Genomic DNA, 22,782 nt, shown 5'->3' with positions numbered 1-22,782 from the left:
AATTGTATTTATTTAATAATTATTTGTCATTTTTATATTCCATAATAAAAGCATAATTATAAGGTTTATTCCCGTCATTGGTATATTTGTCTAAAGTACGTGCACCCCAAGAGTCTACACCCCCAACGCCATGAATATTCAAATCGATATTCAAATTTATAAAATCGCGGTCTTTTAGTTCGTATGGGTGTTTAGCTTTTTCTAGGTCTTCTTCACTATATGGCCAAGCTCTAAAATTTAATGGCTGAAGACCCAAAATCTTGATGGTTTTGCTTTGATTTGAAAACGAAAACCAACGAACATCAGCACGATTGGCATTATCTTGTGGGTATACATATTGAGTTATAAAGTTAATCAATTTTAGTTCATGGAGTCCTATAAAACTAGCAGTTTTACGATCGGGGTAATTTTCATAAGGACCACGACCGTACCACTTTATTTGATTGAAATTTGATGGCACTTTCATTCTCATGCCAAATTTTGGAATTAATGGAATTTCTTCAGAAATTGGCGTATATGATGCTTCTACTTGTATTTTTCCAACACCATTTATAGAATATATTAACTTGTAGGAAGCACCAATTTCTGGTAATTCCATATTGAAAGTTATAACAGCTAATCCCTCTTGTTTTTCAATATTAACTTTAGTCACTTTTCTGGATTCATTGGCATGTTTCCATTTTCCAAGACGTTGTTCGTATCTGTTATTTTCTTGGTTGTTATTTGGGGGTTTCCAAAAATAGGGTTCTAAACTACCTTTTAATAATTCGATATTATTCGCAGTCCATGAGGTTAAGGCACCATTCGATTTATTGAAATTGTATTTAAAATGATTTGCCTCAGCTGTGACAGTATTTGGAGTTTCTTTAATAATAATGGTTCCCCCTGAACTTATCTTTTGTGGCGCTACAATTTTTAGGATAAACTGTTCTTTGGCTACTGTAAAACCTGGATTGGCCCATAATGTTGCTTTTTTTAATCTTGCATAAATATTGAGAATCAGTTCACTTTTAAACGTATTTAAATTGGATTGTAAGGTGAAAGGAATGTCTCCTGATTCGCCAGGTAAAATAGTTTTACATGGCACTAAGCCAGTCTCTATAATTTTTCCATCTGATAGAAGTTCGAAAACAAAATCAAAATAATCAGTAGATATAAAATCGTGGTGGTTGGTTACTTTAATTTTTCGACTTTCAAGATCAACTAATTTGAAATTGATATTCTGGTAAACTTTTTGAACTTCATAATAATGAGGATGAGGCATTCTGTCTGGGCCAATCAAGCCATTGTTACAGAAAGGACCATCATTTGGTATATCGCCAAAATCACCTCCATACGCCCAAAATTCATCATCTTCTAACGTTAATTGAGCAGGATTATTGACGTATTTTAGTTTAGAACCATCTATTTTTTTTGCTATCCCTTGATCAACCCAATCCCATATAGCTGCTCCTGTAATACTTGGATCATCATAAAAAACGTCCCAATACTCTTGGAGGTTACCTCCTGAATTGCCCATGGCATGCATGTACTCGCGCATAAAGAATGGTTTATCATTTATTTCTTTTGCAAGTTTTTTTGCGTTTTCGGGAGTTAAATAACTTTCATCATATAAATCTGAAATATCTCTCTGTGAATCTGAAAAAACGAGTCTGGTAGGGTCTATTTTTTTTATGGCATCTGCCATGGCGAGGAGGTTTTGGCCTAGTCCACCTTCATTTCCCAACGACCAAATAATAATACTGGTATAGTTTTTATCACGTTCAACCATCGACACAGCCCTATCTACATGTGCTTTTTTCCACAACGGATCGTCACCAAGAATTTTATTGCCTATACCGTACCCATGCGATTCTTGATTGGCTTCGTCCATTACATAAATACCGTATTCATCACACAATTCATAAAAAAGTAAATCGTTTGGATAATGACTGGTTCGAACCATATTAATATTGGCTTGTTTCATGAGCTCAATATCTTTGATGACGGTTTGTCTGTCAACATATTTTCCCGTTCTAGGATGGTGTTCGTGCCTGTTCACACCTTTTAGTTTAATAGGCTTGCCATTCATATAAAAAATTTCGCCAATAACTTCTGCTTTTCTAACACCGAATTTCCAACTAAGGGTTTCTACAATTTCCTTTTTATTGCTTATTAATTTTAAATTCAGTTTGTATAGATTGGGAGTTTCGGCTGACCATAAAAGGGGATTCGGTAATGTGGAATTTATTTGTACAACATTTTCTGAAAGCTTATTTAAAGTTCCTAACTTTTTGGATATTTTAATATCCACCAGATTTCCTAATGTAGAATATCCGGAAATAGTTCCTTCCACAAAAAACCCATCAAGGTTTTTATCCAATTTATTATCAATATTTAGTTTAATATTTATATTGGCATTATTGAAGGTTTCATTAGATTCTGCCAACACAGTAAAGTCACGAATAAATGTTTTCGGACGCGTTATTAGTTCTACATCTCTAAAAATACCACTTAAACGCCACATGTCTTGATCTTCAAGATAACTGCCGTCGCTTAGCCTGTAAACTTCTACGGCTAATTTGTTTTCTCCAAGTTGAATGTAGTCTGTGATATCAAATTCAGCAGGCGTCATAGAATTTTGACTATAACCCACTTTTTTACCATTAACCCAAACGTACATTGCCGAACTTACGCCACCAAAATTGATGAAAACTTGTTTGTTTTTCAATTCTTTAATATCGAAGTGGGTAACATAACTTCCCACTGGATTCCTGTTTTTATAAAATGTAAAATTCTCTGGAGGTTCGCTTGTTACTCTTGGCTGGTCTTTTTGAAAATGATAAGGTATATTTGAATATATTGGAGTATCATACCCTTGTAATTCCCAATTACCAGGTACTACTATCGTATTCCAAGATTCTGTATTGAAGTCCAATGAATAAAAATTGTCCGGTCTAGATTGGGGGTCTGGTGCCCAATTAAATTTCCATACGCCATTTAAAGAAATAATATTCGGATTATCCGCTTTATCATCTGAAAGAAAAAGGTAGGCATGAGGTTTCTCTTTATTTATACCAATAATTTCAGGATTTTCCCAATCATTTTGAACTTGGGCATAAAGTTCTCCTGATAAAAAAGAAAACATAAAAAGAGAATAAAAAAATAATTGTTTTGACATTTAGTTGATTTTATTCAAACTTTATCCAATCAGTTTCAACAGTAGTATTGGTTTTTGATATGGCAAACAGATTTTGATTATTAGATTCGAATTTTTTTAATGGCACTTTTATTTCTGCCCAATCGCTACTTTTTGGAATTTTTACTTCAGCAATCACAGGACCACTTGCAGAATTAATTCTAATCTCTACTGTGCCACCTGTTTCAGATTTTCCTTTTACAATAACAGATTTTAAAGGTTTTTTACCAAAATCTACATTATCATATTGGATCCAAGCATTTGGTTGATTGAACACCGTTTTCCAGCCTTTAAACGTATCTAAGGTATCTATAAAAGTAATGGAAACGCCTTGTTCACTAATAGCGCTATATCTGTCTATTTCAATTTTTTCCGTAGCTTTTGTAATGCCAACGCCTCTCAAGGTAGGAATTACCTTTTGAATAGTGCCATCAGCATTAAAGTTTAAGTAATCTGCTCTTATGGATCGTGCTTTATCAAAATTGGGAGAATAATCGTTGTGATGATAAAACAAGTACCATTGGTCTTTAAATTCAATAATGGATTGATGATTGGTCCAACAGCCCGTTGGAGATTCATCCATAATAACCCCTGTGACTTTAAAAGGACCTAATGGGTTATCTGAAATAGCGTATTCCAATCGCTCCGTTTTATTTTCAACATGCGGATAGGTTAAATAGTAAATACCATTCCTTTCAAAAAGATATGGGCCTTCTTTCAATCCTTTTGTTGGTAAATCTCCAAGCGTTTTTACTTCAGAATCCAATTCAAGCATATTATCTTTGAGTTTTGCTCCATATAAATTTCCTTGAGACCAATACATATAGACCTGTCCATCTTTATCAATAAAAACATTCGGGTCGATGCCTCTTACATTTTCAATAGGCAGAGGTTGGGTAATATAAGGGCCTTCAGGTTTATCGGCAATAGCGACACCAATTGTAAAGCCCCTAACATTTGTCAATGAGTCTTTAATTGTTGATGGGAAATAGAAATAATATTTTCCGTCTTTTTCAATACAATCTGGAGCCCACATACTATAACTATCTGGTTTTACCCAAGCCACCTTATTTTGTTCCACGATGGTACCGTGGTCTGTCCAATCTGTTAGGTTTTCAGAAGAAAACACATGGTAATCTTCCATACAAAACCAATCCTTACGCCCTTTCCCTTCGGTTGCTAAAATGTCATGTGAAGGAAATACGTAGACTTTGTCACCAAAAACCCTAGCAGATGGATCTGCGGAAAATTGATCCCTAATCAATGGGTTTTGGGAAAATGAATAGCTGACTGAAAAAACAATCAATGCTATTTTAATTGGAATTTGATGTGAATATTTCATAATAATTAGTTTTAATTAACAATTAAAACACCTCCATTAGTAGGAATCGTTAATTCAATTTCCTGATTCTTTTTAAGTTTTGAAGTTATAACCCCATTTTTAGATTGCTCTCCGTCTGCATATATATTTAATTCATCACCTGCACTAATCATAGGAAGTTTTACTTTGATTTTAAGCGTTTCTTTATTAGCATTAACACCTGCTATATACCACTTATCCCCATGGCGACGTGCCAATACAACATGCTTGCCAGGATATCCATCAATAAAAACAGTTTCATCCCAAGTGGTTGGTACAGTTCTTAAAAAATCCAGTTGATATGCTGGTGTATCTTCAAGGTTGTTTGGTGTTAAAGCAAACATTTGTAATGGGTTTTGAAAAAGTACACTGGTAGCCAACTGAAACATATTGGTTGTTAAACGTTCTTGCCCTCTAGTGTTACCCTTGTTTAGGAATTTGTTTAATAAAACACCACCAAATTCCATGCTTGCAACAGAATTACGAATAAAAGGATGCAGTGATGCATAATAAGATTCTTTGTTGCGAGCATCTTGAGTAAAGATAAGCATTTCAGACGCTATAACCGCTTCACTTCCAACAAAATTAGGGTACATGCGCTCCCAACCACGAGGAAGGGTGGCACCATGGAAAATTATCATTAAGCCATAATCATTAGCATCTGAAAGAATGTCTTCGTACAAACGCATAGTCTCTTGTTTATCGCCACCAAAAAAGTCCACTTTCAAGCCTTTTACACCAGCTTCTTTAAGCCATTTCATTTCATTTTTTCTAACAATAGACGTGTTCATTTTATCTTTTGGCGTCTGGAAGGCATCATTCACGATACCATTGGAATTGTACCAAAGAAACACATCAACACCTTTAGATTTTGCATATTGAATAAGCTCCTTCATTCTATCATAACCAATATTTTTATCCCACCAAGCATCAATTAAAATATATTCAAAATTCATGGCAGCAGCCAAATCAATATATTTAACCTGATCTTCATAGTTCATACTAGCGTCTTGCCAAACAATCCAACTCCAAGAACCACGACCATATTTATAGTCTTGAGAAGCTTCATAAAGGGGGTCAACTACATCATAAGAAATTGTTGTTTCTACAATAGGTTTTAAAGTTTCACCAACCGTAATGGTGCGCCATGGGGTCATTCCTGGAAGTCCAACTTGAGCACCTACACTGCCAAAACCATTATTGGTTTTTACATCAGGATACTCGACACTATACATTCCATTGGTATAGCTGCTTAAGTGCGAAGCATTATAAAGACTAGATACGCCTGTTTCAGATAATAAAACCCAGCCATTGTTTCCTATACGAAATAGTCCAGGAAATACATAACCATTTTTATCTGTATTCGTTTCCATGGCAACATCTGAAGTATAACTGCTTTCATAACTTGGGGTGGTTCGTGCAAAACCGCTCATAGGGGACATCATAGATGAAAGAAATGTTGTTGTACTGCTTGGAAACTTATAACCTGTAATTTCTTTTTCCACAACACAAGACATGGTTTCACCCCAAATTGGGATTTCATATCTAAAAGCTATGTCGTTATTACTTAATTGGAAAACGATTGATAGTTGTTTTTTATCCGCATTCTCTATCGTAAATTTTAAAGTATTTGCCTCGTAAATTATTGAGGATTGCTTGATTTTTTCCTGATTATAGCTTTTGTTTACCTTATCTGAGGTTGATTCCACAAAAGTCATATTTTCAGTAAAATTACCTTCATTGGTTATTAAACCTAAAGGTGAATTTTCAAGCATCACTTTATTATTATACGTTACTGAATATGTAGTCTTACCATTTTCAACAGAAACGTTTAATTTTAGTTTGCCATCTGGACTTACTACTTCTGCGTTTTGCGAAATTACAGCCGACGATATTAATAGGCAGCATAAAACGATTAATTTTTTCATTTTTTGGATTTTAAATTTCATTTAGGTATCAATTTATAAGTGATTTAGTTTGTTTTATTTAATTGGACTAATATATGCAGCAAAACCACCACGACGAAGCATTGTTACATCAATCGAGCTGGATTTATCTACAACCATATATTTTGTTGAAAACAATGTGTCATATTCGCCATCTGCAATTAATGTTAGTTTATATGACTGTCCTTCTGATAAAAAATCAAACTTTAAATTTTGAACTTTTTCCCTTCTTCCATCAGAATTGATGCCACCAATGTACCAGTCTAAACCCTTTCTACGGGCCATAACCGTGAATTTTCCGGGATAGCCATCCAATAATTTTGTCTCATCCCAAGTACTTGGCACATGTTTAAGAAACGTTTTAGGTGCATCGGGTAAATTTTGATAACCTTCTGGACGATCTGCCATGTGCTGCATGGCCGATTCGAACACCACACTTAATGCCAATTCATGACCGTAAGAGGTAATATGTGCGTATTGCGAATTTGTAAAGGTTACTGGTGTGTAATCCATTGACCCAACAATATTTCTTGCAAAAGGTAAAACATTATTGTGTTCTGGGGCAGTGATAGTTAATTCTGGACCGTTATTGTACCATTCAGCACCTCTAGCGGCTTCATAGGTCATTAAATGGGGATAGGTGCGTTGCCAACCCCTTGGAACTAAGCAACCATGGAAGTATACCATTATTTTAAATTTAGCTGCATCATCAAGTATATCAAGGTAATATTTTATCATATCTTGTTTTTCACTCAAGAAAAAATCAACTTTAATACCATAAACCCCTAATTTATTCAACTTTGCAAATTCTTCAATTCGATTTTCATGGGTTTTCATGCGGTCAACAGGAGTAGAGGTAATCCACTTAAACATGCCTGAATTGTACCACATTAATGGTTTTACACCTATTGAATGGATGTATTTTAGAGCATCTTCTAAATTGCCGCCATTTTCCATTTGGTCCCATTCCCAGTCAAGAAGGGTATAAGACCAACCCATTTCAGCCGCTAAATCAGCAAATTCAGTGACTACTTTATAATCCTTAGTTCCGTGATTATTTGACCAATAATTCCATGATGCAACACCAGGTTGAATCCAATCGGTATCTGTTAAAACTGAAGGCGCAGAAACATCATCCACTAATGTGGATTCTACAACTTCGGCAAGACTTCCCATAATAATAACACGCCATGGGGATTTCCACGGAAGATTGATGATTGGCAAAGGCTCACCAACCCCTTCATCTTGGCCAGGAAGCGTTACTTTATATTCTGATTCAGTAATTGTATTGGTAAGTTTTGTTGCTGCATAACTTCTATTTAGGTCTGCTTCATGGATGAGATACCAAGTAGTATCGTCTTTAACATTAAAAAGAGCTGGGTAACACCAATCTTGTTGAACACTGGCGTCCTTCATATTAGTGTATAATCCTTCATTGGAAAGGTCAAATTTTTCCAACCATCTACTTGTACTATCAGGAATTTTGTAAGCGGTCAGTTCATCCTTGATGGTAAATGTCCCTTTTTTTTCTGGAAATTCATACCTAAAAGTTACACCATCATTATAAGCCCTCACGATGACATTTAACTTAGCTTTTGATGGGTTTTCGAAATATAAAACTACTTCATTGCCAGAATTGCTACGTTGCGAGCTTTTACCGTGTAAAGAGGTGTATTGTTCATTTATTAATTTAGGTTTGTCAGCTTTAATAAACTTCAATTCATTGGAGAAATCTTGGTCACTACGCAATAATCCCAAATCTATTTTAGGAATCATGTCATAGTTAGTATTTTCTTTTAAGGAATTAATTTTTAGATACCATGTCCCAGTAGAAGCAGATTGCTCATTTTTCAATTCAACTTTCCATTTGTTATTAGGTGATACCACACTTACATTTTGAGCAAAATTGGTAATTGATATTAAAAAAAATATAAAAATGATGAGTCTTTGTTTCATTAGGATTGGATTTATTAATTTAAAAATTGTTAGTATATTATATTTCAACTATTTAAGGTTTTTCCATAGGTTTGGTAGAAATTGGTAATAGAGTAGATGCCTCCAAGTTGTTAAATCGTGAGCGCCTTTACTACCAATATAATAGTCATGTTTTACATTTAATTTTTCCAAATCATTATGAAAAACTTCATGTCTTGCTCCCGGACGCGTTTCATGCGTTCCTGCCCCAACAAATAAATAATCCAATTTTGAATTGATATCAGCATCTTTTAAAGCAGGTGTTTCATCAATAGGAATAGCCGCACTTAAAATTCCAATGGAACTAAACATATCTAAATTATGAAGCCCCACGTATTGTGCGTGTCTTCCACCCATAGAGAGACCGCTAATAGCTCTTGCATGACGATCATTTATTACACTGTAGTTTTTTTCAATAAAGGGGATGATACTTTTTTTGAACTCTTCGTTAACCAATTCAAATGTTTTTTCGCTATGGTCTGGATGCATGCGATGGATTAACTGATTATTAGGCATTACTATAATCATGGGTTTGGCTTTACCCTCAGCAATCAAATTATCCATAATAAAGTTGGCTTGTCCGTGCAGATACCAGGTTTCAGCTAAATCTCCAGAGCCTCCCATTAAATATAAAACAGGATATTTTTTTGAAGCATCATAACCAGGTGGCGTATACACCAATATTTTTCTTTCGCCCTTCGTTACCTCAGAGTGGTAATACTGCCAATGGATGGTTCCATGAGGCACCTTTTTTGCATCATAAAAATTAGGCTCATCGCCGTGTACCCAAAGCATACTAAAAGCAGGCATGTTGGCATGGCCTGTATACGTATTATTGGGGTCTGCCATACCTACGCCATCAACAGTTAGCCAGTATAAATAAATTTCAGGGTCTAAAGGGCCTATTTTACAGGTCCAAATACCGTCTTCTCCCTTTACAAATGGTACTTGTTTACGGGCTTCTTCACCCACAAACATAGAACCACCCACTGTAACACTTTTAAGTTCAGGGCCTTTAATACGGAAGATAACGGTACGGTCGTCCAAAACCTCTGGTGATATGACGTTAGCTGACAAAGGGACAAGGTTTTCAGTGTTTCTCATAGGATCCCAATCTTCATTGATGTGAGCTTGTTGAGCTATTAATTGGAGAGGCAGTGCCAATGTGATTAGAGTTCTAATAATAATTGAGTTTGGTGTTTTCATAGTTTGTTGGATTTAGAATTGTTGATTCTATTTAATAGTTTCTTATTGTGGCATAAACCCCATACATTTTGTTCTCTATATCATATAAAGGATTTAGTATATAAGTATTATTTTCATTGGTAAGGTTAAACGTGTTGTTTTCGTTTTTTGATAACTGACTTAATATGGTTTTATGGTCGCCTTTTAATATAACTTCGGAGTTATTTTGAAAAGCCAGTAGCATGGGGCCGTAAAAAATAGCTACGACTTTGTTGTCGTCTGGCATAGTTTTCAAATAAAAAGCATAATGGAATACCAGTTTTACCGTATCATTATTATTCCATTGCCTATTAATACTTATGTATGAATTAAGGTTGACTTCAATATCCTGTTTTACATTATTTACATATACATCCACTTTTTTGCCCCAAGAAGGAACAAAAAGGTTTAAGTTGAATACAGCTTTCTTTTTAGTAGTTACTATAAATGAAACTTCAGGGTCTGTGGGAAAATTGCCTTTTTGTTCTATGCTTAGTTTTTTTTCTTCCCAATTTACTTTAGAAGGGACATAAAGATTAACCCATACATTGGATTCGTCATGATAATAAATTCCAGAGTTTAGCTGCGCGAAGGCTTCAATTGAAGAACCATTACAGCAACGGAAATCGTCGTCCTTTAAGAATGCTTTTTTACGCGGAGACCCTAACGGTAAATGATAAACCACAGCTCCTGTAGTAGCACTTTGCAATGCCATTATGGAATTGTAAAAGGTATTCATATAAGTCTCGGCGTAGATAGGATTTGCTGTCCAACTAAAAAGTGTAGCAGTCAGTTTCTGGGTATTGTGTGATACACAAGACTCCGCTATTTCCTTGGTCATGGTATTACTTAATTGATCTGCGACACCCCAATGTTCTGCTGTTAGCGAGGTTTTGGTCGTTACATTTGGTCGTGGCCCACTACTCGAGCCATTAGCATACGCATGATGGTTTATAAGCATATCCCAGAAATTATTTGTGGCACTTTTGTATAATTCTTCACCAGTGATGGAATACCTTTGTGCAAAGCCATTAACCAATACCAAATGTGTATTAGAGTGCAGGCCAGATAAAATATCTTCATTTTTTGACAAAGGTGTTACAAACCAATCACGGTCGAATAGTTTAGCCAGTTTTAAGTGATTTGGGTCTTGGGATATTTTATAAAGTTTGTATAAAACTTCATTCATGGCACCGGCTTCATTTCCAGGATTTGCCTCAGCAGTAAAAAGTAGTTTTTCTATGGTTGTCTCATCTAATTTAGACATGCGCTTTTCTACGTATGATGCCATATCTAACAACATATTGTAGGCTTTTTGATTATTGGTTCTGGTATAGGCATCCAACAGGCCTTGCATAATTTTGTTATACGTATAGTAGGGTGCCCAAACACCACCAAAGGTCGTTTCTAAAGTGTCAAAATCCTTTTCCGGAAAAGCACTTAGATAGCCATTGCCTAAAGATTGTTGACATTTATATAATTCTTCAATCATATAATTAAGCCTCTGGGTCAATGGAGGTTCTTTAGTTCGCTCTATAATACTAGAAGTAGCAGAAAGATAATGTCCTACGAAATGTCCGCGTAGACCTAAAGAAGGAGATTCCCAACCTTCCAGAGGTTTTGCTCTAGACGGCAAACCTGCGTTAACCCTAAAATTATGCAATAACCTTTCAGGGTCGAGGGATTTTAAATATTTGGTGTTTAAATCTTCGCGATGTTTTATCCAGGAAGGACTTAGTATTACGGAGGTGCTTGAAAAAGGTTTTGCTTTTTCTATATTATGATTAGCCAACGGGTTCTGAGCAAACGAACTTAGCTGGATAAAAACAAATAATATAGAAGCCATTTTTATAAACATGTTTAATTATTTATAACGTTGCAATAACCGTTAAATGCTCGTTTTTTGTATGTTGATTTTGGTCATTTTTAAATCTTTGGAATCTGAGCTATTCCCATAATAAACTTCATAGTCGCCTGGTGTTACATTCATTCCCATAGTGTTCCAATCGTAAAATTCGAATGAAGACGGCGGTAAATCAATAGTTACATTTTCTGCTTTACCAGCTTTAACATCCACGCGTTTGAAACCTTTTAATGTTTTTAATGGCCCATCGGTATCATTTACTTTACGCACATATACTTGGACGATTTCCGTGCCATCACGTTTACTGGAATTGGTTACAGGAATGGTTAATTGAATAGATTCATCCGATTTTATACTTGTTTTATTTAAGCTAGCAGCACCAATATTAAATTTTGAATAGCTTAATCCAAATCCGAAAGGGAACAACGCATCATCCATATAACGATAGGTGCGTCCTTTCATGGAGTAATCTTCAAAATCGCCCAAAGCATCCGAATTTTTATAAAACGTTATAGGTAATTTGCCAGCAGGATTATAATCTCCAAATAGTACATCGGCAACGGCTTGTCCACCAGATTCACCACCATACCATGCTTGAAGAATAGCATCGCAACTTTCGGTTTCTGGTGTTAACGCAATCGCTGATCCAGAGCAGTTAACAAAAACAACTTTTTTCCCAGCCTCTTTCAAAGCTTTTAAACATTTTCTTTGAACAGCAGGAAGGTCAATGTTTGTTCGGTCTCCACCTTTAAAACCAGGGTAGGAGACAGGCATTTCTTCACCTTCAAGTAAGGTTGAAAGACCGCCAACAAATACGACGGTGTCAATACCTTCTAGTTTTTGAATCAATCCACTGAAATTAATATCATATTCTTTTCCAAAATCAAATTCAAGATTGGCTTGCCAGTTGTTCGACTGTGCAAAAAGAATTTCAATTTTATAGGTTTTCCCAGCTTCTACTGCGAATGGAATCCTTGCTGGAATAGTACGCCAGTTCGTATATTTGCTTATTGAGGTACCATTAACCAATAATTCGAAATCACCCGTGGCACCTGTTTTAAACACGAGTTCTTCGTTTTCCTCTGCAATAAATTCGGTTTCATACTTTGCAGAAAAGCCTTCAAGTTTTACACTAGGAGCAAATTCGTGTTGTCCAGCAGTCGTTAATTTTAAAGGATTTACGATTTGTGTAGTTGCGATAACATCACCACTTCTGTCGGGTGTATTCCAATAAATCGCTTTAAACCCTTTTTTACCGTCAAACATGGTTTGAGGAAAATATGAAGTGGTTACTTTGTCTTCAACCAAATCGGAAGCTTTATCGTAAAAAATGCTATTTTCAGATACTTTTGATTTTATGCCATTCAGAATAGTAATGGTTTGATTGGGTGTTCCATTATAATTTCCCCATAACATAGGCTCATTATCGGCATTCGGACCAATCACGGCAATTTTGTTTATGGATTTGTTTAAAGGAAGTATATTATTTTTATTTTGAAGAAGCGTCATGGATTTTCTAGCCATTTCAAGAGCTAAGTCTTGGTGTTTTTTGCTATTTAAGACAGATGCTGGTATTTGTGCCCATGGGACAATGGCATCATCATCCATTTCTCCCAAATCAAAACGGCCGATTAAAACACGAGCCAAACTTTTATCAACATCGGCTTCTTTTATTAAATCCTTTGCAACGGCTTCTGGTAATGTTTTAAAAGGATAATTTTCCCAAACGCATTCCACATCAGTTCCTGCAAGAACAGCTTTTGATGCTGCATGCGTAGCATCAGAAGACACATTGTGAGTGGTGAAAAAATCGGTCACAGCACCACAATCAGACACTACCAAATATTTATATCCCCACTCATCTCTCAGAATGCGTTGAAGCAATCGGGTGTTCCCACAACAAGGTTCATCATCTAATCGTTGGTATGCGCACATCACTTGACGCACATCGGCATCCTGTACCAAAGATTTAAAAGCGGGTAAATAGGTTTCGTATAATTCACGTGGATTAACATCATTAAGATTGAGTTCATGTCGGCTCCATTCCGGACCGGAGTGCACCGCGTAATGTTTAGCACACGCTAAAAGTTTTCGATACTTGGAATTTTCTGGGCCTTGTAACCCTTTAACAACCGAAACGCCCATGAGTGATGTGAGGTAAGGGTCTTCTCCATAGGTTTCTTGGCCCCGACCCCAACGCGGATCGCGAAAAATATTCACGTTTGGCGTCCATACAGAAAGGCTTAAAAATCGTTTGTTTTCATTTCCGTCTTTAATCCATTGGTTGTATTTAGCTCTAGCTTCATCAGAAACCGCATCGAAAACCTGATAAACCAATTGGTTGTCAAAAGACGCTGCCATGCCTATGGGTTCAGGAAATACGGTCACATTATCATTATTGGCATAGCCATGCAACGCTTCACTCCACCAATTGAATTTTTTAATGCCCAATCGTGGGATTGGATCGGACTGATCGCACATCAACGCCGCTTTTTCTTCAATGGTTAAGCGGGAAATTAAATCTTTTGCTCGTTCTTCTGAACTTAATTCAGGGTTTTGAAAAGGGAATTGTTGTGCATTTAAATGCCACATTCCCAAAACGCATAGGGATAAAAACCATAGGCGTTTTGTCGTTTTTTTAGTTGTTAAAGAGTTCATAATTAATGCTATTATTCATATTTGATATTAAAATTCTTCAGCATAACTAATCACTATTAGAGATACGATCACTTATGTGGAAATAATCAAAATCCACATAGCCTCCTACTTGTTTTGTTGCATAATTGAACAAACCAAATCTATATCCCATAAAATGTGGGAGTGTGTAAGGCATGTTGATAGTTTCCCCAATACGTGTCCAAGATGTTCCGTCCAAACTATAAAAGAAATTAGCTTTATCGGTTTTATCTTTAAAATTACATTCAGCTTTAAAATAGATTTTGTTTTGGTTTAAAGGAACACTTTCTAATTCCTTAATTACATTGCCTGCGGCGCTAACCATCACAATTTTTTTAGTCCCATTCTCTATTCTTACACCAACCAATCCAAATTCTTTTTGTAATAAACATAATCCAGCAAAATCTCCTTCTTTCATATTAAAAATGTCCAATGATGTAGAACCTGTGCTTTCTGGGCCAATGGTGCGTTGGGTAAGTGTGTTTTTTGCTTGAACAAAACTGGTGTCAATTCTACCGGTTTTTAATCTTAAATATCCTTTTCGTTCTTTAAGTGACCAAAGCGAATTATCTGGATTATGGTTCCATTGCCACACTAAAGGAAGTGCTCTATGTTTTTTCTTGCGTTTAAAATCATCTGAAGCAACAATGTTTGGGATTAAACCTTTACTGGCAGGAAGGTCAAGAGTTTCAGGTACTTTACCATCTTCACCTAAAATAGGCCAGCCATCTTCCCATTTTACAGGAACTAAATATGGTATACGACCAACACCACCATAATCCCTAAATAAATAAGAAAACCATCTTCCATCTGGTGTATCAATAAGTCCGCCCTGTGCTACTCCTAAATCTTGTAAACCAACTTTGCCTTCCCAAGGACCATTAATATTGTCTGCACGGTGAATAATTACCGTACGCATGCCACCTCTAGGCCAAGTGATGTTAAATAAATAGTATTTTCCGTTTACTTTAAAGAGTTGAGATCCTTCAGCACCTAGCATGATATTAGTTCCTGCGGGAGCACTGGCATTTTCTATCAAAACACGCTCTGTGCCTTCCTTAACACCTGAAAGATCATCTTTCAATTCAGCTATATTAAGTTTCCCAGCAGCCCAAATCATATATATTTTACCATCATCATCAAAAAAGATGGTATTGTCATGGTAAGAAGGTTTGAATTCTATTTTATTCAAAGGACCTTTTTCTAAATCTTTGGTAGTAAAAATATAGGTTTTTCCAGTTGTAGCGGAAAACGTGCTCACATAAAAAGTCCCATTATGATAGCGAATGCAACTTGCCCAAGAGCCTCTTCCATACATGTTTTTTCCGTTTTCTAAATCAAGTTCATCATTATTACCAAGCGTATCGTAGGCGTAATTGATGAGTTCCCAATTTACTAGATCCTTAGATTTCATGATTGGCAATCCCGGACTCATGTGCATGGTGGTGCTACTCATATAGTAGGTGTCGCCCACACGCACCATGGAGGCGTCTGGTACATCGGCAAAAATTAGCGGGTTTTGTGCCTTATTATTCTGTGCATACATCGAAGCCATTACCATAAGGCTTAGAAGTATAGATTTAAAAAAATTAGTCATTTGTTTTAATATTTTGTTTTAGTTTTTATTCTGATAACAGTTAATGACATAGGTGGTGCTATATAATCAAATGATTTGCTCACCTTGGTGTTTGAATTTTTTGGAACTATATGGGTTGGATTTTCTAAAGTGTTTTCTGCTTCCGCATCTCCAGTTAGTGTAATTTGTTCTGCATCAGGTATGAAATTTTTAAACTTGCTTAAATTCACTTTCATATTTTTTGATTCTACACCTGTATTCACCATTTTCAAAATGATATCTCCAGTTTTGTTATCTTTTAAACAAGAAGCACTAAGCGTTGTATCTTTTTCTGTAGAAATAATGTTTTTATAATACGTGTCACCATAATTGGTGCTGAACATTTTTTGAACATGATAGTTTGGGGTTAAGCTGTACTCTTTATTATCAAAAAATATCATATCTGTTGTCCATTGAGTATGGTTTTTCTTAGCAAATAAAGGCGCATACGAAGCCATTTTTACAATATCGGCGTTGCGTTCAAGGGTTGTCATATAAGCCGCTTCTGCAATAGCATTTTTTAATTTGTTGCCCCAAGAAGCATATTCGCCTAAGTAAACACCAGGTTTTTTTCTGTCATAAGAATCATAACGATTTAGGTTGGAAAGAAACCATTCTGGTTGTTTATAATAATGTTCATCTACAAGGGGAAGATTGTTTTTATTGGCTATTGCCCAACCTTTTTCAAAATCTTCTCCATCAGAAAAAGGACCTGAAGTACCAATAAGTTGAATTTCGGGATATTTTGCTTTCACAGCTTGGGTAATCATATTAAAACGTTCTTGAAACTCTGGCGTGATTTTATCTTCATTACCAATACCAATAAATTCAAGGTTAAATGCCTCTGGATGACCTGTTGCTGCACGTATGGAACCCCATTTAGAAGTGGCAGAACCATTTGCCCATTCTACAAGATCTAAAACCTCTTGAATGTATGCTTCCATATCTTCCATAGGCAAAGCTTGTTGCCCTGTGCCACCTATTCGCCATGTACCTCCCGAGTTTTGACAACTAACGGCTGCGGGCAATACAGGAACTGGTTTTGCGCCTATGTCTTCACAAAATTGAAAATATTCAAAATACCCCAAGCCCATAGTTTGATGATACCCCCAAAGGTTTTTTTGTTCAACACGCTGTTCTATGGGACCAACGGTATGTTTCCAACGGTACATATTATTTGTACCATCGCCATGAACGAGACATCCACCTGGGAAACGAACAAATGCCGGTTTCATGTCAGCAAGCAATTGGGCTAAATCTGCCCGCAGTCCGTTTTTACGATTTTTGAATGTATTTTGGGGAAAAAGCGAAACCACGTCTATGGCTAATTTTCCTTTCGAAGTGCCCAAAACTAAAAGTGAGGCGGAATCACTATTTTCTGAAGCCGTTAGAGTGGTTGTGTATTTTTTCCAATCTTTAGAGTCAATAATAATTTTGTCTTCAACTAAGATTTTTCCATCTGTTCCTTGTAAACTAACTACAAAAGACATGGGCTTTCCAGATATTTGGCGAGCAAACATTGAAAAATCATAGTGTTCGCCAGCCTTAACAATCATAGCGTCATACCCTAAGTTTTTAATGCCGACTCCGGGTGTACCTTTGTTTTCGGGAATATCGCTATATTCTCCAGTAGCATGTTTACCCACATGTTGAATATCCAAGACAACATAATGCGGATTATTAAGATGGATGGGATTATTGGTTTCAATGTTTAAAGAACCATAGGAAAACACCTGTTTTACATATTCCCAAGAGGTTAAAGAGTGCCATTGAGGCGTGTCTGCGGGAGCATATTCAAAAGAACGGTTTTGTACCATTTCGGCATACAACCCGCCATCGGCGGCATAATTTATGTCTTCAAAAAATAGCCCAAAAAGGTATGGGCTAATTTTTTTTCCTTGTTGGGCATTTACATTTATTATATAACTATTAAATACCAATAAACTGAATAGACATACTACTCTTAATTTGAAACAATTTTTTATTTTTAAATTAATATTCATTACTCTTTCAAAATTCTTAATTCATAAAACCTAGGAGTTGGTTTGCCGTCCACAGAAGTTATTTTTACATCAATTACTTCCATATCACTTACATTTATTCTAATGGTTTTGTCTTTTGTTGAAATTATCTTAGCAGGTTTTTCATTAATGGAAATGTCAACATTATCTAATTTTAGTTCATCCAATACTATAATGTCTAAAAATTTACCTTGTAGATTTTTATTAGAAAGTTGGTAGGACATATACCCGCGAGTACTTCTCCAAAATTTATCATCACTAAATCCAGAGTTGCTTTTTTCTCCCTTATATAAATGGCCTACTTCAGGTTGTTGTTCACCACAGTTTACTTTGTCAACTGTTTTGGCTTCAAGAGCCGCGGCGTTGATTTCCTGCTGTTTTAATAAGGCTTGTTTTTCTTTGTATTCTTCTTGACTATACGTTTGAAAATACATTTGGTAGCGCGCATCGTGTACTTCAAAAAATGGTTGAAGTTCTAATGAATCTAAACTGAAACGACCTTTTCCAATATCTTTGATTTTAGAAAGATAAGTGTCTTTGTTGCCAACCAAAGCATATGCTTGATCTAATGGGATGTATTTGCCGTGGGTCGCATGCCCCATACGGCTATCGTCTGCAAATAAACCATCTAAATCTTCGGTTGACGTTTTAGCGGCCAAAACGATGGGGCCATCAACAAACGCAACCCAATTGGAACCATCGGGTAAATTTTCTAAATGTGTTGCCGTTTTAAATTTGATAGTAATATTGTCTCCAGATTTCCATTTTCTTTTGATGTTGATGTAACTAGATGGGTTCGTTTGTATTTTTTGAACCTTTCCATTTATTAAAACTTCAAAATCTTCTGCCCATTTAGGTTGTCTTATATTTAAAGCAAATGTTTGTTTCTTTTTGAGTTTTAAGACTATTTCCGACTGATTTTCATAAGGGAATTGGGTGTTTTGAGTTAACTCAATCCCTTTTTCTTTCCAATTTAACGTAGACGGAATAAAAAGATTTACAAACACGTCGCTATTGCTATGACTGTAAATGAGTTCTCCATATTTAGTATGGTTTTCTAAACCAGAACCCACGCAACACCACATACTAGTTTCAGGTTGGGAATATACTCGGTAGTGGTTAGGACGTATGGGTGTAAAATACACAAAACCGCCTTTTTCTGGATGTTGACTAGACAAAATATGATTGTACAGCGTACGCTCGTAAAAATCTAAATAAGACACATCATTATTATTAAAAAAGAGGGCTTTACTTAACCGCAACATGTTGTATGAATTACATGTTTCTGGGCCTTCGTTCGATTTTACCATACCACTAAAATCATCAACAGGGTTGAAATGTTCACCCACGCTATTTCCACCAAAAGCTACGCTTCGGGTGTGAGTTACATTATTCCAGAAATACTTCACAGCTTCAGATAATTCCTCATCATTAGTTAGAGAAGCCACCTTTTCATACCCAATAACTTTTGGTATTTGGGTATTGGCATGCATACCCGTTAACTTGTCTTCTTTCTGTAATAATGGATTTAAGAAATTTTTATGTGTTAGTTTTTTAGCCGTGTCTAAGTATTTTTCATCTTTTGTAATAATATATAAATCGGCAAAAGATTCATTAATACCACCATGTTCCGTCTTTAAAATGTTTTGAATTTGTTCATCTGAAAGTGGTTCAATCAAATCCATAAACCAATCACCTAATTTTATCACGATGGTTTTGGCCTTTTCATTATCAGTATAGTGATAAGTATCAATTAGGCCTGCAAATAATTTATGAATATTATAAAGAGGTACCCACGTATTATTTAAACCAAAACCGCTACCATCTATATCACCTTTATGGATGCGTTCCCAAAATATTTTGCCTTGCGGAATACCACCAACATAGCCATTACCATTTTTATTCTGACAGCGTTCCAATTCCGATAACATATAATCCAAACGGGTTTTTAACTCTTGATTATCAGTGGAAGCATACAACATAGCTAGAGCCGATAAATAATGCCCAGCTATGTGGCCATCAAGACCAATGCTTTCCCAGTTGCCATATCTTTCATCCTTTATTGGTAACCCAGCATCTATTAAATAGGGAGCTAAAAGCCTGTCAGGTTCCATATCAAGAATGTATTTTAAATCAATGTCTTGGGCATTTTTAAAAGGACCATCAGTTATCCTAACATCTTGGAATTTAAAAGCCTGCATTTGTGCCAAAGCAGCATAAGAAATAAGAAAGCAAAACAAATGGATTAAATGTTTAGGCAGAAATGAAATTGATTTGTTTGAATATTGAAATTGCATATAGTTGTAATTTTAATTTAATTGTTTTTTATTTCACAACAAACGTGTATGATTTGCCTTTTTTGGTAGGTAAATCATATAAATATGTTGGCTTTAATTCTAATGGTTCAATTGTGGATGCTTCCGATATAATTGGAGTAGCAATATCATTAACCATAAAAAAGCCATTCGGATTTTCACCTGATGCCTTTTTAATCTTTTTACCAGCTTTTGATTTTATTTCGTTAGGTGTTCTTAAACGAAGATTACCACCTAAGTTTGATTTAATTTCAACCGAAACCAATTTGCTGTTTTCCCAAACCATATTGGTGATTTCAAAACCACCTCTGGTAAGCAAACCACCAACAGTACCTTTATCAAAATTGTCTGGTAAAGCAGGTAATAAATGAACGGCTCCATCAGAACTTTGCATGATCATTTCAGTAATACCTGATGTACAACCAAAATTACCATCAATTTGGAAGGGTGGATGCGCATCGAAAAGGTTATTGTAAGTACCACCACCACCACGTACGGTTCCAAGTGGCATTAATTGGTTTTGAATTAATTTATAGGCGTGGTTACCATCTTGCATTTTTGCCCACCAATTCACTTTCCAACCCATACTCCAGCCAGTAGACACATCACCTCTGTGTAAAAGCGTGTTTTTTGCTGCAGCAAAAAGTTTTGGATTGCTGTAAGGTGATATTTGATTGGATGGATACAACCCGTATAAGTGTGAAATATGACGGTGGTTATCGTTAGGATCGTCAACATCGTCAAGCCATTCTTGAATTTGATTGTGTTTACCAATATGCATTGGAGGCAATCTCTTTTTCATATTTTTTAACTTTTCAACAAATGCTTTGTCTTTACCAAGTATTTCTGCAGCATTAATGGTGGCGCTAAAGACATCGAAAACAATTTGATTATCCATTGTGGAACCTGCAGTTATGGAAGCACCTTGATGTTCTTTTGGCGCATTTTCTGGTGAATTCCCAGGGGCAACTACCAGCCATTTGTATGTTGGGTGTTCCACAAGGAAATCAGCATAAAACTCCGCAGCTCCTTTAATGGCAGAATATGCAGATTCTAAATACGTTTTATCTCCAGTATAAAGATAATGTTCCCATAAGTGTTGGCTCAACCAACCGCCACCGCCGTTCCAAATACCCCAAAATGACCCATCTAAAGGGCCGGTAATCCTCCAAATATCGGTATTATGGTGAGCCATCCATCCATTAGCACCATACATGACTTTTGCGGTTTCTTTGCCAGTTTCAGAAAGTTCCATAATCATCTTTAAAAGGGGCTCATGCATTTCTGAAAGATTGGTTTTCTCAGCTGGCCAATAGTTCATTTCCGTATTGATGTTGATGGTGTATTTGCTGTCCCATGCAGGTTTCATATTCCCGTTCCAAATACCTTGAAGGTTAGCTGGTTGCCCTCCTGGTTGAGATGAGGAAATTAAAAGATATCTTCCAAATTGGTAGTATAAAGATACAAAGGAAGGATCTGAGGTATTTCTAAAATTATTAAGTCGTTCATTGGTTGGTAATTTACTTGCTTCGGTAGAACCTAAATCTAGAGTTACCCTATTAAAATACTTTTGGTATGCTTTTATGTGTGCCGCTTTCATGTCTTCAAAATTCTTATTGAATGCTTTATCCAGGTAGTCTTTTGCACGTTGGTTTTCATCACCACTTATGTCGTTATAATTATTGAAGTTGGATGCAATGGACACAAATATGGTTACGGAATTTGCATTCTTAATATCTACTGAATTATCAGTAGGTGTCATATTCCCTCCATCAGTTTTTATTCTGCTTAGGGCGTTAAACTCTACTTTCCCTTCAATACCTTCATGGTCGCTAGTCGTGCCCCAGAGCGACAATTCATTGTTGCCATTAACTTTAATTTGCTGTTTGACATGTTGGGTTGTTAGTGCTGCTGAAAAAGATAATGTCCCGGGTTTATCTGTAGAAAGACGAATAATCATCACTCGGTCTGGAAAAGACGTAAAAGCCTCTCGGGTATAGGTTACACCATCAACGGTGTAACTGGTTTTTGAGGTAGCATGTTCAATATCCAATTCCCGATAATAATTAGAATAATTCTCATGACCAGTAAAAGTCAGTTCTAAATTTCCAACTGGCTGGAACATTTGTCCGTGCGATTTTTTAGTGATAATTCTTTGGTTAGCCATATTCTCAGCGGCTTTATATTCCCCTTCAAAAATGAGCTTTCTAACACTATCAAGAGCTCCCAAAGCATTCGGATTATCATTTCGGTTTGGGCTTCCGCTCCATACAGTATGTTCATTTAACTGGAAAATTTCTTTTTCTACATTGCCATAAACCATAGCTGCCTGAAAACCATTTCCAATAGGCAACGCATTTTCCCATACTTTTCCAGAAGGTGCATTATACCATAATTTCATGGCTTTTGTATCTTGAGCAAATCCTGATATTGAAATTCCTATGAGAAATAAAAGGGGAATTAGATTTTTTTTCATTTTTAGTTGTATTTTGATTTAGTTGTATTCTGAATTTAGTTGGTAAAAAATTCAATTAATAAATATATTGAATAAAGTGTAAATATTACACCTTTAAGTTTAAATATTTTTAAAAATCAATTAAGTCAGATGT

Annotated in this window: 11 protein-coding genes; all 11 read right to left on the bottom strand. The window is 35.8% G+C overall.

The window, feature by feature from the left end; genetic code table 11:
* Window positions 1–19: 19 nt before the first annotated feature.
* Genes CSW08_RS09710 through CSW08_RS09660 form a run of 11 tightly spaced genes read right to left on the bottom strand, consistent with a single transcriptional unit; the run spans window position 20 to window position 22,649 of the window.
* Window positions 20–3,160, bottom strand: a complete 3,141-nt coding sequence (locus CSW08_RS09710; RefSeq protein WP_203226872.1) for a glycoside hydrolase family 2 TIM barrel-domain containing protein — start codon at window positions 3,158–3,160, stop codon at window positions 20–22.
* Window positions 3,161–3,170: 10 nt separating this feature from the next.
* The gene (locus CSW08_RS09705) at window positions 3,171–4,520 is read right to left on the bottom strand and encodes a family 43 glycosylhydrolase (RefSeq protein ID WP_106659685.1); all 1,350 of its coding nucleotides are present in this window, start codon (window positions 4,518–4,520) and stop codon (window positions 3,171–3,173) included.
* An 11-nt stretch (window positions 4,521–4,531) separates the two neighbouring features.
* Window positions 4,532–6,466 (bottom strand): glycoside hydrolase family 97 protein, encoded by a 1,935-nt coding sequence (locus tag CSW08_RS09700; protein WP_106659708.1) that lies wholly within the window; start codon window positions 6,464–6,466, stop codon window positions 4,532–4,534.
* Between the two features lie 54 nt (window positions 6,467–6,520).
* Window positions 6,521–8,440 (bottom strand): glycoside hydrolase family 97 protein, encoded by a 1,920-nt coding sequence (locus tag CSW08_RS09695; protein WP_106659684.1) that lies wholly within the window; start codon window positions 8,438–8,440, stop codon window positions 6,521–6,523.
* 48 nt (window positions 8,441–8,488) lie between these two features.
* Window positions 8,489–9,664: an alpha/beta hydrolase-fold protein gene (locus CSW08_RS09690; RefSeq protein ID WP_106659683.1), complete on the bottom strand. Its 1,176-nt coding sequence runs from the start codon at window positions 9,662–9,664 to the stop codon at window positions 8,489–8,491.
* Between the two features lie 31 nt (window positions 9,665–9,695).
* The gene (locus tag CSW08_RS09685; RefSeq protein ID WP_106659707.1) at window positions 9,696–11,528 is read right to left on the bottom strand and encodes a beta-L-arabinofuranosidase domain-containing protein; all 1,833 of its coding nucleotides are present in this window, start codon (window positions 11,526–11,528) and stop codon (window positions 9,696–9,698) included.
* A 42-nt stretch (window positions 11,529–11,570) separates the two neighbouring features.
* A complete protein-coding gene (gene xyl3A, locus CSW08_RS09680) occupies window positions 11,571–14,204 on the bottom strand; it encodes a xylan 1,4-beta-xylosidase (protein WP_238987239.1) in 2,634 nt (877 codons plus the stop codon).
* A 46-nt stretch (window positions 14,205–14,250) separates the two neighbouring features.
* A complete protein-coding gene (locus CSW08_RS09675) occupies window positions 14,251–15,819 on the bottom strand; it encodes a glycoside hydrolase family 43 protein (protein WP_106659681.1) in 1,569 nt (522 codons plus the stop codon).
* A 5-nt stretch (window positions 15,820–15,824) separates the two neighbouring features.
* Window positions 15,825–17,840, bottom strand: a complete 2,016-nt coding sequence (locus CSW08_RS09670; protein WP_106659680.1) for an alpha-L-arabinofuranosidase C-terminal domain-containing protein — start codon at window positions 17,838–17,840, stop codon at window positions 15,825–15,827.
* Window positions 17,840–20,155, bottom strand: coding sequence for a glycoside hydrolase family 127 protein (locus tag CSW08_RS09665; RefSeq protein ID WP_203226871.1), 2,316 nt, complete (start codon window positions 20,153–20,155; stop codon window positions 17,840–17,842). Before CSW08_RS09665 ends, CSW08_RS09670 begins: the two co-directional genes overlap by 1 nt.
* Before the next feature lie 28 nt (window positions 20,156–20,183).
* Complete coding sequence (locus CSW08_RS09660; protein ID WP_106659679.1) at window positions 20,184–22,649, bottom strand: glycoside hydrolase family 95 protein; 2,466 nt, start codon at window positions 22,647–22,649, stop codon at window positions 20,184–20,186.
* Window positions 22,650–22,782 lie beyond the last annotated feature (133 nt).

Origin of the sequence: Confluentibacter flavum, assembly GCF_002843175.1 — a bacterium.
In the GTDB taxonomy this organism is placed as follows: Bacteria; Bacteroidota; Bacteroidia; order Flavobacteriales; family Flavobacteriaceae; genus Confluentibacter; species Confluentibacter flavum.
Note: the sequence above shows the minus strand (reverse complement) of the source record. Positions and strands in the feature narration are given on the sequence as shown.